At 69.2% G+C, this 12,105-nt stretch carries 12 protein-coding genes; 6 read left to right on the top strand and 6 right to left on the bottom strand.

Going from position 1 to position 12,105, the window contains the following annotated elements:
- Positions 1–36: 36 nt before the first annotated feature.
- Positions 37–2,370 (top strand): FdhF/YdeP family oxidoreductase, encoded by a 2,334-nt coding sequence (locus tag LGI35_RS41005; RefSeq protein WP_227299499.1) that lies wholly within the window; start codon positions 37–39, stop codon positions 2,368–2,370.
- Positions 2,371–2,529: 159 nt separating this feature from the next.
- Positions 2,530–2,940, top strand: a complete 411-nt coding sequence (locus LGI35_RS41000) for a helix-turn-helix domain-containing protein (protein WP_376600658.1) — start codon at positions 2,530–2,532, stop codon at positions 2,938–2,940.
- Positions 2,941–3,198: 258 nt separating this feature from the next.
- Here LGI35_RS41000 and LGI35_RS40995 read toward each other — a convergent pair whose 3' ends face one another.
- From LGI35_RS40995 to LGI35_RS40985, 3 genes are all read right to left on the bottom strand, one after another.
- Complete coding sequence (locus LGI35_RS40995; protein WP_227299498.1) at positions 3,199–4,293, bottom strand: protein phosphatase 2C domain-containing protein; 1,095 nt, start codon at positions 4,291–4,293, stop codon at positions 3,199–3,201.
- 145 nt (positions 4,294–4,438) lie between these two features.
- The gene (locus tag LGI35_RS40990) at positions 4,439–4,777 is read right to left on the bottom strand and encodes a GNAT family N-acetyltransferase (protein ID WP_227299497.1); all 339 of its coding nucleotides are present in this window, start codon (positions 4,775–4,777) and stop codon (positions 4,439–4,441) included.
- A 19-nt stretch (positions 4,778–4,796) separates the two neighbouring features.
- Positions 4,797–5,786, bottom strand: coding sequence for a pirin family protein (locus tag LGI35_RS40985; protein ID WP_227299496.1), 990 nt, complete (start codon positions 5,784–5,786; stop codon positions 4,797–4,799).
- A gap of 123 nt (positions 5,787–5,909) precedes the next feature.
- Here LGI35_RS40985 and LGI35_RS40980 point away from each other — a divergent pair, with 123 nt between their 5' ends.
- The 3 genes from LGI35_RS40980 to LGI35_RS40970 all read left to right on the top strand — a co-directional run bounded on the left by LGI35_RS40980 (position 5,910) and on the right by LGI35_RS40970 (position 7,963).
- The gene (locus LGI35_RS40980; protein WP_227299495.1) at positions 5,910–6,392 is read left to right on the top strand and encodes a carboxymuconolactone decarboxylase family protein; all 483 of its coding nucleotides are present in this window, start codon (positions 5,910–5,912) and stop codon (positions 6,390–6,392) included.
- Positions 6,393–6,571: 179 nt separating this feature from the next.
- Entirely contained in the window at positions 6,572–7,174 is a 603-nt protein-coding gene (gene cpt / locus LGI35_RS40975) for a chloramphenicol phosphotransferase CPT (RefSeq protein WP_227299494.1), read from the top strand.
- A 9-nt stretch (positions 7,175–7,183) separates the two neighbouring features.
- Positions 7,184–7,963: an SDR family NAD(P)-dependent oxidoreductase gene (locus tag LGI35_RS40970; protein WP_227299493.1), complete on the top strand. Its 780-nt coding sequence runs from the start codon at positions 7,184–7,186 to the stop codon at positions 7,961–7,963.
- A 68-nt stretch (positions 7,964–8,031) separates the two neighbouring features.
- On the opposite strand, the gene LGI35_RS40965 is transcribed toward LGI35_RS40970, so the two are convergent.
- Positions 8,032–8,625, bottom strand: a complete 594-nt coding sequence (locus tag LGI35_RS40965) for a DinB family protein (RefSeq protein ID WP_227299492.1) — start codon at positions 8,623–8,625, stop codon at positions 8,032–8,034.
- Between the two features lie 235 nt (positions 8,626–8,860).
- On the opposite strand from LGI35_RS40965, the gene LGI35_RS40960 reads away from it, so the two are divergent.
- Positions 8,861–10,273, top strand: coding sequence for a hypothetical protein (locus LGI35_RS40960; protein ID WP_227300729.1), 1,413 nt, complete (start codon positions 8,861–8,863; stop codon positions 10,271–10,273).
- Positions 10,274–10,340: 67 nt separating this feature from the next.
- On the opposite strand, the gene LGI35_RS40955 is transcribed toward LGI35_RS40960, so the two are convergent.
- Positions 10,341–11,129, bottom strand: coding sequence for an SDR family NAD(P)-dependent oxidoreductase (locus LGI35_RS40955; RefSeq protein ID WP_227299491.1), 789 nt, complete (start codon positions 11,127–11,129; stop codon positions 10,341–10,343).
- A gap of 165 nt (positions 11,130–11,294) precedes the next feature.
- Positions 11,295–12,053 carry a type 1 glutamine amidotransferase gene (locus LGI35_RS40950; RefSeq protein WP_227299490.1) on the bottom strand — a complete coding sequence of 253 codons (759 nt, stop codon included), beginning with the start codon at positions 12,051–12,053 and terminating at the stop codon, positions 11,295–11,297.
- Positions 12,054–12,105 lie beyond the last annotated feature (52 nt).

Genomic DNA, 12,105 nt, shown 5'->3' with positions numbered 1-12,105 from the left:
GAATCTAAGGTTTTGTCGGCTTATGCCCGTTATCGCATGGTCGAAGGGTTGAGTGTCTTGAGCATCGACAATGAGGCGAAGGAAGAACTGGAACCCAGGGTGGGGCCGCTCCCCAAGGAAGATCCGGAGTATCACCCTTACCATCACCCGGCCGCCGGCTGGGGTGCCGCGAAGAGCGTGACCCAGTTCCTCGTACGCGAGCGCGAACTGGTGGACGGCCCGCGGGCGATCATGAAGATGAACCACGAGAACACGGGCTTCGACTGTCCCGGTTGCGCGTGGCCGGACGACACCAAGGGCCTCAAGCTCGACATCTGTGAGAACGGCATCAAGCACGTCACGTGGGAGATGACGCGCAAGCGCGTCGGGCCCGAGTTCTTCGCCGCCCACACGGTCACCGAGCTGTTCGAGTGGAGCGACTTCCAGCTGGAGGACCAGGGCCGGCTGACCGAGCCGATGGTCTACGACCCCGACACGGACCGTTACGCCCCGATCAGCTGGAAGGACGCGTTCGAGCTCGTCGGCAGCACACTGCGCGGCCTCGAGAACCCGAACCAGGCCTCCTTCTACACGTCGGGCAGGCTCGGCAACGAGGCCACGTTCCTCTACCAGTTGATGGCCCGTGAGCTGGGCACGAACAACCTGCCCGACTGCTCGAACATGTGCCACGAGGCCAGCGGCCGCGCCATGCAGGCGTCGCTGGGAACCGGCAAGGGAACCGTCGACCTCAAGGACTGGGAGAGCGCCGACGCGCTCTTCATCATGGGGGTCAACGCCGCCTCCAACGCGCCCAGGATGCTCACCGCGCTCGCCGAGGCGTACCACCGCGGCGCGCAGATCGTGCACATCAACCCGCTCGTCGAAGCGGCCGCCACACGCACCATCGTCCCGCACGACTTCATGGACATGGCGCTGTTCAAGACCACGAAGACCAGCACGCTGAACCTCCAGCCGCGGATCGGCGGCGACCTGGCGCTCCTGCGCGGCATGGCCAAGGCGGTGCTCGAGGAAGCCAAGCTGGATCCCAAGGCGCTGGACCAGGAGTTCATCGACCGCCACACCACCGGCTTCGACGCGTACCGGGAGTTGTGCGAGAACACGTCCTGGGAGGAACTGGAGAGGCAGTCCGGGGTCAGCCGCGACGACATCCTCAAAGCGGCGCGCGTGTACTGCGATGCCGACCGCAGCATCGTCAGCTGGTGCCTGGGCGTGACCCAGCACGAGCACGGCGTCGACACCGTCCGCGAGATCATCAACCTCCTTCTGCTGCGCGGCAATCTGGGACGCGAAGGAGCGGGCCCCTCCCCCGTCCGCGGTCACAGCAACGTCCAGGGGAACCGCACCTGCGGCATCGATCACCGACCCGACGACGCGTTCCTCGACCGCCTCGCCGAGTACTGCAAGATCGACCCACCGCGTGATCACGGCCTGGACACCGTCGGCACCATCCAGGCCATGCGCCGGGGTGATGTGAAGGTCTTCGTCGGCATGGGCGGCAACTTCGCCCTCGCCGCACCGGATTCGCCGATCACGTACGAGGCCCTGCGCAACTGCGACCTCACGGTCCAGGTGAGCACCAAGCTCAACCGCAGCCACCTCGTGCACGGCCGCAAGGCGCTGATCCTGCCGTGCCTCGGCCGCACCGAGAAGGACCACCAGCGCAAGGGCATCCAGAGCACGTCCGTCGAGGACTCGATGAGCATGGTGCACATGTCCGTCGGCATGAAGCGCCCCGCGTCGCCGCACCTGCTGTCCGAGCCCGCGATCGTCGCCGGCATGGCCCGCGCGGCCCTGCCCGACAGCGTCACGCCGTGGGAGTGGTACATCGAGGACTACGACCGGATCCGCGACACCATGTCCCGGGCCCTCGACGGGTTCGAGGACTTCAACCGCCGCGTGCGCCTGCCCCTGGGCTTCCGCCTCAAGCAGCCCGCCCGCGAACTGGTCTTCCTCACCCCGTCCGGCGGCGCGGAGTTCTCCGACGCCGCCCTGCCCGACGTCGTACCGGCCCCCGGCACCCTGGCACTGGGCACCATGCGCTCCCACGACCAGTGGAACACCACCATCTACTCGGACAACGACCGCTACCGCGGCATCAAGAACCTGCGCGAGCTCGTCTTCATGAACCAGGACGACATGCGCGAGCGCGGCATCGACGAGTTCGACCCCGTCGACATCACCAGCACCGCCAGGGACGGCAGCCACCGCTACCTCAACGGCTATCTCGCCATCCCGTACGACATCCCGCGCGGCTGCGCGGCCGGGTACATGCCCGAGATGAACGTGCTGTGCGCACTCGTCGACTACAGCACGCAGAGCGACCAGCCGATCATGAAGCACGTCAAGGTGACCATCGAAGCGGCCGCCTGAGCGGGACAGGCCCGAAGGCGGGGCCTCGGCCGGGCTGACGCCGGCCGGGGCTCCGCCGCGTTCGGCGGCAGCGGAAAGGGCCGACGGGAGCAGAATCCGTAGGACCCTTAGGACCCCTCGCCTCGTGACGCTGCGTCAGACGACTTGTCCGATTCCGAGATGCCGCAGCGCGGACGTCGCCACCCCGGCGCCGCACATGCCTCGTGCGCCGGGGCCGGGCGGAGTGGCGGCGGAGCGGATGAACACTCCGGGCCGGGTGAGCGGGCGCTGGCCGGGCTGCGCGAGACGCCACGAACGTTCCTCACCCACCACCGCAGCTACGCGGCCACGGCACAGGCGGTGAATCTGCACCGCGACTCCGTCCAGTACCGGGTGCAGCAGGCGATTGCGTTGCTGCCGCGCGGCGACCGCAGCCTCGGCGACGACTTCGACGGCCACGCCGCGCTGCCTGCCGCGCAGGGGCTGGGCGGCACGGTGCCTACGTGCCGGATCCCTCGCGCCCGCCGCCTGCTTGCCGGTGCCGACGGGGTCCACCGTGATGGCGGGGCCGGAGCCGTCGGAGACCGGTGATGCTCACGGGCAGGGTCTGGGAGTGCGTCTCGTCGGGCGACCAGCCTCGCGACCTTGTCCGCCACGCGCTCGCGGTCCTGCTCGGGGCCACCACTGCGGAGGCGCCGTGGCATCAGCTGCGCTCTACCACTGAAGCTCCGGCATGACATCGGTTCGGCTCGACTGCTGGAGTTCCATGACATCGGTTCGGCTCGACTGCTGGAGTTCCATGACATCGGTTCGGCTCGACTACTGGAGCTCCATGACATCGGTTCGGCCTTACGGCTGGAGTTCCATGACGTCGGCGACCACGCAGCCGACGTTGTCGGGACCGCCGATGCCGTTGGCGAGGGCCACCAGAGCGCGGACCGTCTCGTCGGGCTCCCTGGTCTCGGCGAGCACGCGCAGGATGTCTTCGCCCGGGACGACGGTCGACAGTCCGTCGGAGCAGAGCAGATACCGGTCTCCGTGCTGCGCATCGTGCAGGCGCATGTCCGGGGTCTCGTCGGCTCCTTGCCCGAGGGCCCGCGTCAGCAGCGACCGCTGGGGGTGGGAGAGGGCCTCTTCAGGGCTGATGCGCCCTTCGTCGACCATCGACTGGACGAGCGTGTGGTCGTGCGTGATCTGGAACAGCTCTCCGGCGCGCAGGAGATAGACGCGGGAGTCACCGATGTGCACGAGAGCCAGCTGCGCGCCGGTCCAGAGCATCGCGGTGAGTGTGGTTCCGACCGCTGCTCGTGAGGCCTCATCGGACGAGGAGCCGGCCGACGGAACGCCGTGCACGGCCCGCTTGGCTTCTTCCACGGCGTCTTCGAGGAGGCTGAGGAGATCGCCTGCGGGGACACTGTCGGTTTCGAAGCGCTTGAGTACGTCGACAGCCGCGGCGCTCGCGGTGGCTCCACCGCTGCCGTAGCCATCGGCGACGGCGAGCACGCGGGACCCGGCGTACGCGGTGTCCTGGTTGCTCTCACGGACGAGGCCCGTGTCGGACAGTGCGGCGTAGCGGATTCCCAGGGGCTTGGCGGTCGGGGACATGGCGGGGTCCTTCCAGGACAGATGGTCGATGAGGAAGGTGGCCAGGTCCCGCCGTGCGGCGGTGTCTGCTTCGACCTGGGCCCAGAACGCGCGGATCTCCTGCGCCGCCCCGGCCGCATCCAGCGCGGTGACGTGCCGGATGCGGGCCAGGGGCATTCCCAGGCGCCGGAGCCAGGCGACGAGTCGGGCCTGGTCGAGCTGGTCCATCGCGTAGAGGCGGTAGCCGGTCACCGGGTCGACGCGAGCGGGGTTCAGCAGGCCGAGCTCGTCGTACAGACGAAGTGCCTTGCGCGACAGCCGGGACGCCTTCGCGAACGCGCCGATGGTCAGCAGCCCCATGCTCGCTCTCCTCCTCATGCCGAGCACGTCGCCCGGCCCCACCGATGCTGTGGCTTCCCCCAAGGTGAAGGTCAACCGTGCACGCTGCTCGCCCTGTCAGAGCATCCCGGAGTTGGTTACGGCGGGGCACTGCCGACCTGACGGATCAGGCCAGTTCGGCGTCCAGCCACTTCAGGACGTCGGGGGTGACCGGGTCGGTGATGTCGGCGAACTCCTCATGCTTCTTGAGGAACTTGGCGACGTAGGGGCAGACGGGAACGATCCTCTTCCCGGACTTGCGGACGTCGGTGAGTGCCTCCTGGACAAGCCGGCCGGCCAGGCCCTGTCCGGCATACGCCTCGTCAACCTCCGTATGGAAGAAGACGCGTTGCGCGCCGTGGTCGCGGAAGGCGGTCAGGCCGGCACGTACGCCGTCGACCAGGATCTCGTAACGATGCCGCTCGTCGTTCCGCTCGACGGAGGGAACGGGGGAAGGCTGGGTCATCGGGTTCCTTTCGAAGGGGTCAGCGACGCGGAGGGTTCTTGCGCGGCGCGATGGTGGCATGAGGCAGAGCGGGAGCGGGGAGACGGTCTCCGGGGTAGCCCTCGACGGCGCCGAAACGCTCCGAGGCGCTCTCCCATTCCTCTCGCGCCCGGACGATGTCCTCGTGGCTGCGGCCGATGAAGTTCCACCACATCACGATCTCCTCCTCGAACGGCGCTCCGCCGAGAAGGACCGTCCGGGCCGTCTCGTCCGACTCGTTGACGAGGGACAGGGTTTCGGCGCCGGGGTGGACGTATCCCAGGTCCGCGGGGCGCAGCACGGTGTCGGCCACACGGACGTCCCCGTGGTCGACGAGCAGACCGTGCTCGAAGTCGGCATCCACGGCGAGCACGAGCGAAGCGCGCGGCGCGAGCGTGATCTCGGCGCCGAGCAGGGGTGTGAAGGTCGGCACCGGGGAGGCGGAGCCGGCGAGGGCACCCAGGAAGACCCTGATCTCGGCCCCCTCCGTCCGCACCGGCTCGGGCACATGGTGCTGGAAGTCCCGCCCGGTGTGCCGGTGTTCCTCGGGCAGCGCCACCCACAGCTGGACGCCGTGCAGGGTCGTGGTGCGTGGGGTGGAGACCTCGGTGTGGCTGATGCCGTGCCCGCCGGTCATCAGGTTGAGCTCACCGGGCCGTACGTAGGCGTGGCTGCCGAGGCTGTCGCGGTGCTCGATCTCGCCGCTGAACAGCCAGCTCACCGTCTGCAGTCCGGTATGGGGATGCGGGGCGACGTCCATGCCGCCCGTGCGGCCGACATCGTCGGGGCCGTAGTGGTCGGCGAAACACCAGGCACCGATCAGGGTGCGGGATCGCTGCGGGAGCGTACGTCGCACGGTCATCGCCCGCGGCCCGCCGAGCGGGACATCGCGCGGGGCGAGTACGTCGATCCGTGGACCCGTGGCCGGCCGTTCGCCTGCCACCCGGGATCCGCCACGCACTCCGACCTGACCTGCTTCCGCGTCACTCATCGCGGCCACCTCCTCCAACCATGATAGTTTTACGTTCAACCACTTGCCATGATCTTAGAACACGAATCGGCCCCGCGTACACATCGGAGCAAGGGCGCCGCGAGCGGCCCGGAGGAGTCCACGGTGAACCAACCGACGGCGGGATCCACACCCCGGCGGATCTTCATCGACAAGCAGAGCCCCAAGGCGTACCACGCACTGGTGCAGACGTCGGAGGCGGTGCGCGCGGTGGCCGCGGACGCGGGCCTCGACCGCACACTGGTGGAACTGGTCAACCTCCGCGTCTCGCAGATCAACGGCTGCGCCTACTGCCTCCATGTCCACACCCGGGCCGCCCTGCGCGCCGGCGAGACGACACAGCGACTGGGCGTGCTGCCGGCCTGGCGGGACACGGAACTCTTCAGCCCCGCGGAACGAGCGGCGCTGGGACTCGCGGAGGCGACGACGGAGCCCGCCGACGCCGCCGCGCAGGAATCCGCCTACACCGCCGCCCGGGCCGCGCTCACCGAGGACCAGATCTCCGCCGTGATCTGGGTCGCGATAACGATCAACGCATTCAACCGCGTCTCGATCCTGAGCAAACACCCGGTACAAGCCGGTAGTTGACGCAATCTGAGGCGTTCCCACCCGGCGCATCCGAGGCGTTTCCCGCCCGGCACATCCGAGGCGTTCCCGCCCGGCGGATTCCGGGCGGACGAAGGCATGCGGTCCAGCAGCAGCCGTCAAGGGCAAGGCCTGCCGAAATTCGTTTCGGGCGCCGTGGTGGGTGCCTCTACCCTGGCCCGGTGACGACTCAGGTGATCGTGTTGAACGGTGGGTCCAGCTCGGGCAAGTCCGGGATCGCCCGGTGTCTGCAGGCGGTACTGCCGGATCCGTGGCTCGCCTTCGGGATCGACTCGCTGATCGAGGCGATGCCCGCGTCCCTGCGGGAATCGGGCGACGGACTCGACATCGCCGAAGACGGCGGAGTCGATGTCGGATCGGTCTTCCGGGAGCTGGAGGCGGCATGGATGCGGGGCGTCGCCGCGACGGCCGGTGCGGGCGCCCGGATCATCATCGATGACGTCTTCCTCGGCGGAGGAGAGTCCCAACTGCGGTGGCAGAAGGCCCTTGGCACGTTGGACGTGCTGTGGGTGGGGGTCAGGTGCGACAGCGAGGTCGCCGCAGGCCGCGAGATCGTCCGCGGGGACCGGGCCCAGGGAATGGCCGCATCGCAGGCGGAGACGGTCCACCGGGGCGTGGTCTACGACCTGGAGGTGGACACCACCCACACGGAGTCCGTGCAGTGCGCGCGGACCATCGCCGCCCAAGTCACGTCGTCTCCTGTGGGACGGCCCGAATCTTCTGTGGGACAGCCCGACCACGGTCCCCGCCAAGGCGCCGTCTAGGGTGCGATCATGACCTCGCAGAACTACCTCTCCGAACTGTTCTCACTCGACGGCCGGACCGCCGTGGTGACCGGCGGCAGCTCAGGCATCGGCAAGGCCATCGCCGGGGCGCTCGCCCGCGCGGGGGCGAGCGTGGTGATCGTGGCACGCAAGGAGGCGGAACTCGCCTCCACTGTCGACGAGTTGACGGCGGACGGCTGCCGGGCAGCCTGGGTGAGCGCGGACCTGAGCACCCGCGACGGGGTGCGCGCGGCGGCGGAGCAGGCGGCCGGGGTGTTCGGCGAGCCCGACATCCTGGTCAACAGCGCCGGGATCAACCTGCGGCCGCCGATGAGTGAGCTCGGCGACGAGGTGTGGGACACCACCATGGCGGTGAACCTGGAGGCACCCCACCTCCTGGGGCAGCGGTTCGGACCCGGCATGGCCGAGCGGGGCTTCGGACGGATCATCCACATCACCTCCCAGCAGGCGCACCGGGCGTTCGTGCAGAGCGGCGCGTACGGGGTCTCCAAGGGCGCCCTCGAGGCGCTGGCCCGCTCGCAGGCCGAGGCGTGGTCGCCCCACGGCGTCACCTGCAACACGCTCGTACCGGGCTTCGTCATGACGCCGCTCAACGCGCGCCTGTCGTCCGACCCGGAGAAGGTGGCCGCGCTGGCCGCCCGCACGATGGTCGGGCGCAACGGCCTGGCCGAGGACTTCGCCGGAGCGGCGGTGTTCCTGGCCGGCCGCGCGTCCGCCTACGTCACCGGTCAGGCAATCTTCGTCGACGGCGGATTCTCGGTTCACTGACGGCTGACTCTCGGTTCACCAGAGGCGCCGCGCGGGCTCAATTGCCGTTCAGGTCAAGCCGACCGCGTCTACGCGTCTCGGTCGGCTTCCCGCGCCGCACGTTCCAGCCGGCCGCGATGGTCCTCCCACCACGCCGGGTCGTCGGACGGCATGCTGTCGTTGTCCTTGTTCATCCCCACGGCGCCGTCGACGAGTTCGCGGACGATGTCGGCGTGCCCGGCGTGGCGGTGCGTGTCGGCGATGACGCGTACGACGGCATGATTCAACGTCACCTCGTCCCTGCCACTGGGCCACCACGGGACCTTGCCGACGGTGTCCAGTGGCAGCGCGTCGATCGTCGCGTCGGCATGCGCCCACGCCCGCCGGTACAGCTCCACGATGAACGCACGCGACTCGTCGGCGGGGACCCACATGTCCGCGTTGGGTTCGGCGCCCTCGTCGACCCAGGGCAACGACTCACCGGACGGCCGTCCGAAGGTGTCGCCGAGATACCCCAACTCCACGCAAGCCACGTGCTTCACCAGACCGAGCAGGTTCGTGCCGGTCGGCGTCAGCGGGCGCCGGACGTCGTACTCGGAGAGCCCGTCGAGCTTCCACAACAGGGCGTCGCGGGCGGACTGCAGATAGAAGTGAAGGTCAGCTTTCGGATCCGAAGCGGTCATGGGACCAGTCTGCCGCCCGCGTGAGCGTCGCTCGGGGCGTTCAGCCTTCGTCAGCGAACAATATGAACGCTACTGATCACCTCATGGGATTTCGGCTCCGCCCTACCTAGCATCTCCCCCGCCGCGCAACGGTGCGCGCCGGAGGACGAGGAGCAGGCCCATGGGTATGACCAGACGCGTCGCATGGGGTTTCCGCAGGAGGTCCGGGAGCCGTCGGCACCACCGACGCGCGGCGATGGTGGCCGGTGTCGCGGGTCTCGTCGCCTGCGCGCTCCCCGTGCCGGCTTCGGGTTCGGCGACGTCCGTTTCATCGGCCGGGAGCGGACCGGCGTCCACCGCCTGTCCCACGGATCTGACCGGGAAGGCCACCTGTTACACCGGCCAGGACGCGAACGGCGCCTACTACGCGATCGCCATCCCCAAGACTTGGAACCGCTCGCTCGTGGTGCACGCCCACGGAGGCCCCGACCTCGGCGCGGGATCCGACCCCGACCGCAGCGTCGACGACCTGAACCGCTGGTCGGTGATGGTGGACGAGGGTTACGCCTGGGCCGGGTCGTCGTATCGGCGTGGTGGCTACGGAACGCGAATGGCCGCCGCCGACACCGAGAATCTGCGTCGCCTGTTCGTGAGCGAGTTCGGCAAGCCGAGGCGGACCTATGTGCACGGCCAGTCCTGGGGCGGCGATGTCGCCGCCAAGGTCGTGGAGACCTACGGCGCGGCGAAGCACGGCCCGTACGACGGAGCCCTGCTCACCAGCGGCGTTCTCGGCGGCGGTTCACGCGGATACGACTACCGGGTCGACCTGCGCGTGGTCTATCAGTACTACTGCCGCAACCATCCCCGGCCCAGTGAGCCCCAGTACCCGCTGTGGGAGGGGCTGCGCGCCGACTCGGCCATGACGGCCACGGGGTTGCGGGCGCGCCTTCAGGAATGCACCGGGTACGCCTCCGATCCCAAGGAGCGGACCGCGGCGCAGCAGCGCAACCTCGACGACATCCTCGCGGTCACGAAGATCCCCGAGCGCACTCTCGAGTCACACCTGCGGTTCGCCACGTTCACGTTCCGCGACATCGTGCACAGCCGGCTCGGCGGCCGCAATCCGTTCAGCAATCAGGGCGTACGGTATTCCGGTTCCCACGACGACCGGGCGCTGAACGCCGGCGTCGAGCGCTTCTCCGCCGACCCGAGCGCCGTACGCGACCTCTCCTACGACAGCGACCTCACCGGCAAGGTGACCATTCCCGTCCTCACCATGCACGCGATCGACGACCCCACCGCGTTCGTCGAGCACGAGGCCGCCTACCGGGCCGCTCTCCAAGGCGCGCACAGGGAAGGGCACTTGGTGCAGACGTTCACGCGGGAGAGCGAACACAGCGAACTGAGCAACTCCGAGTACGCCAACTCGCTCTCCGCACTGGACGCCTGGGTGCGGACCGGGAAGAAGCCGACACCGCATGCGATCGCGGCCTCGTGCTCCGCGTTCGACCACAGGTACGGCACCGGCTGCTTCTACGACCCGGGGTTCTCCCCCCACTCCTACGCGTCACGGGTGAACCCCCGTCCGGGTGGCCTGCGTTGGCCTGCCATGACCGCCGCCCAGGAGAGGACCTGGAGCCGGATCGACGGCGTGGGAATCGCCCCCTGAGACCGTCGGCGTCGACAGACCGTCGGCGTCGGCCTTGGCGGACCAAGGCCCGATGCACCGGGTGGCATCACACCGTGGTGATCAGGCCTCCGTCGATCACGAAATCGGAGCCGGTCACGTTGGCGGTTCGGTCGGAGGCCAGGAGCAGTACGAGGTCGGCGACCTCCTGGGGGCTGGTGAAGCGGCCGGTCGCGGCGTTCCGCGCGGCGTGTTCGGCGACCGTGTCCGCCTTGAGTCCTCCGGCCTGACCGACCGTTGCCGCCACGCCGTCCTTCCCCAGCCACAGATCCGTGGCGACCGGCCCCGGACTGACCGTGTTGACGCGGATGCCGCGCGGTCCCAGCTCCTTGGACAGCGACTTGCTGAAGCTCAGCAGGGCCGCCTTCGCCGCGGAGTAGTCGATCACGAGCGGGTCGGGCAGGCGCGCGTTGACGGACGCCACCGTGATGATCGACCCGGCGGCGTGCTGGAGCATGAGCGGCAGGACCTCGCGAGTGGCGCGCACCGAGGCGAGGAAGTTGATGTCCAGGGTGGTCGTCCAGTCCTGGTCGGTGACGGACGCGAACCCCTCGGTGCGTGGCCGGACGGCACCGACGTTGTTGACCAGGATGTCGGGCGGCCCGAAGGCGGATGCCGCCGCCTCGACGAGCGCGGCGGGCCCTTCCGGAGTCCCCAGATCCACCTCGACGGCCTGTACGGACCCCGTCCGGGCGAGGTCGGCGAGTTCAGCGCCCATGTGGCGCGCCCCGGCCGTCACGCGGACCCCTTCCGCCACGAGGGCCTTGGTGATCGCCAGTCCGATGCCCTTGCTCGCACCGGTCACCACCGCGGTTCTGCCCTGCAGCTTCAGTTCCATGACACGCCTTTCTGCGCCGAGCGGCGACGGACCACCGCACGAACGGGACGGCGCTTCACGATACGGATTCCGGCGGCACACGCGGCGCGACGCGCGGCAACGCCATGTGGCGGCGAATGGGGGTCATGGTGTCCGCCATCAGCGTCGACGGCGGGAACGTCGTCATTACCCGGGCGCCGGTCCGGCAGACACGGCCGTAGAGGGATCGGTCACGATCGCGGCCCACTGCTCGGCGAACGCACCCCACAGCGCGCGCAACTCTGCCTCCGCCCGAGCCACCTCGGCCACCACACCGGCGGGTTCGAGTCCGAGGTCGTGCAGCGGGCCGACGTCCGACGTTCCCCAGGTGCGGATGTCGTCCGCCAGGACCTCGGGGTGGAACTGCACTCCCCAGACCGATGTGCCGATCCGGTAGGACTGGTGGGCGCAGCGTTCGCTGGTGACGAGTGGGACTGCTCCGTCGGGGAGAGTGCCGGTTTCCTCCCAGTGCCATTGCACGGCGCGCAACCCTCCACCCGTATCCGTGAGGGGACCGAACAGCCGGTCCTCCAGGGCTTCCTGAAGCGGCGTCAGTTCACAGAGGCCTACCTCGGGGAGCGCGGCGCGCCGGACTTCGCCACCGCACGCCACAGTCAGCAGTTCCATGCCCAGGCAGATCGCCAGCGTGGGCAGGTCGCGAGACACGGCCTGGCGCAGCAGTTCACGTACGGCAGGCAGCCAGGGCGCGCGTTCGTCGTCGTGCGGGCCCATCGAACCGCCGAGGACGAGCAGCGCGTCGTAGGCGTCCAGATCTCGGGGCAGCGCGTCTCCCGCCCAGGGACGGCGCATGTCCGTCAACAGCCCTTGCCCGGCAATGCGTTCACCGACCTGGGCCGGACCCGTACCGTCCTCGTGCTCGACGACGAGCACCCGCGCAGCGCTCACCGGCGCCCCTCCTCGATCCGTACATCCTGATGCAGGAAACACAGCACCGCCT

Origin of the sequence: Streptomyces longhuiensis, assembly GCF_020616555.1 — a bacterium.
Taxonomy (GTDB): Bacteria; Actinomycetota; Actinomycetes; order Streptomycetales; family Streptomycetaceae; genus Streptomyces; species Streptomyces longhuiensis.
The sequence above is the reverse complement of the archived record's forward strand: the minus strand, read 5'-3'. Positions and strand labels throughout refer to the sequence as shown.

What these genes read in the sequence shown, in the direction of transcription:
- LGI35_RS41005 (WP_227299499.1), top strand. Translation starts at nt 37, where the DNA reads ATGGTCGAAGGGTTGAGTGTCTTGAGCATCGACAATGAGGCGAAGGAA.
- LGI35_RS41000 (WP_376600658.1), top strand. Translation starts at nt 2,530, where the DNA reads ATGCCGCAGCGCGGACGTCGCCACCCCGGCGCCGCACATGCCTCGTGC.
- LGI35_RS40995 (WP_227299498.1), bottom strand. Translation starts at nt 4,293, where the DNA reads ATGGGGCTGCTGACCATCGGCGCGTTCGCGAAGGCGTCCCGGCTGTCG.
- LGI35_RS40990 (WP_227299497.1), bottom strand. Translation starts at nt 4,777, where the DNA reads ATGACCCAGCCTTCCCCCGTTCCCTCCGTCGAGCGGAACGACGAGCGG.
- LGI35_RS40985 (WP_227299496.1), bottom strand. Translation starts at nt 5,786, where the DNA reads ATGAGTGACGCGGAAGCAGGTCAGGTCGGAGTGCGTGGCGGATCCCGG.
- LGI35_RS40970 (WP_227299493.1), top strand. Translation starts at nt 7,184, where the DNA reads ATGACCTCGCAGAACTACCTCTCCGAACTGTTCTCACTCGACGGCCGG.
- LGI35_RS40965 (WP_227299492.1), bottom strand. Translation starts at nt 8,625, where the DNA reads ATGACCGCTTCGGATCCGAAAGCTGACCTTCACTTCTATCTGCAGTCC.
- LGI35_RS40960 (WP_227300729.1), top strand. Translation starts at nt 8,861, where the DNA reads ATGGTGGCCGGTGTCGCGGGTCTCGTCGCCTGCGCGCTCCCCGTGCCG.
- LGI35_RS40955 (WP_227299491.1), bottom strand. Translation starts at nt 11,129, where the DNA reads ATGGAACTGAAGCTGCAGGGCAGAACCGCGGTGGTGACCGGTGCGAGC.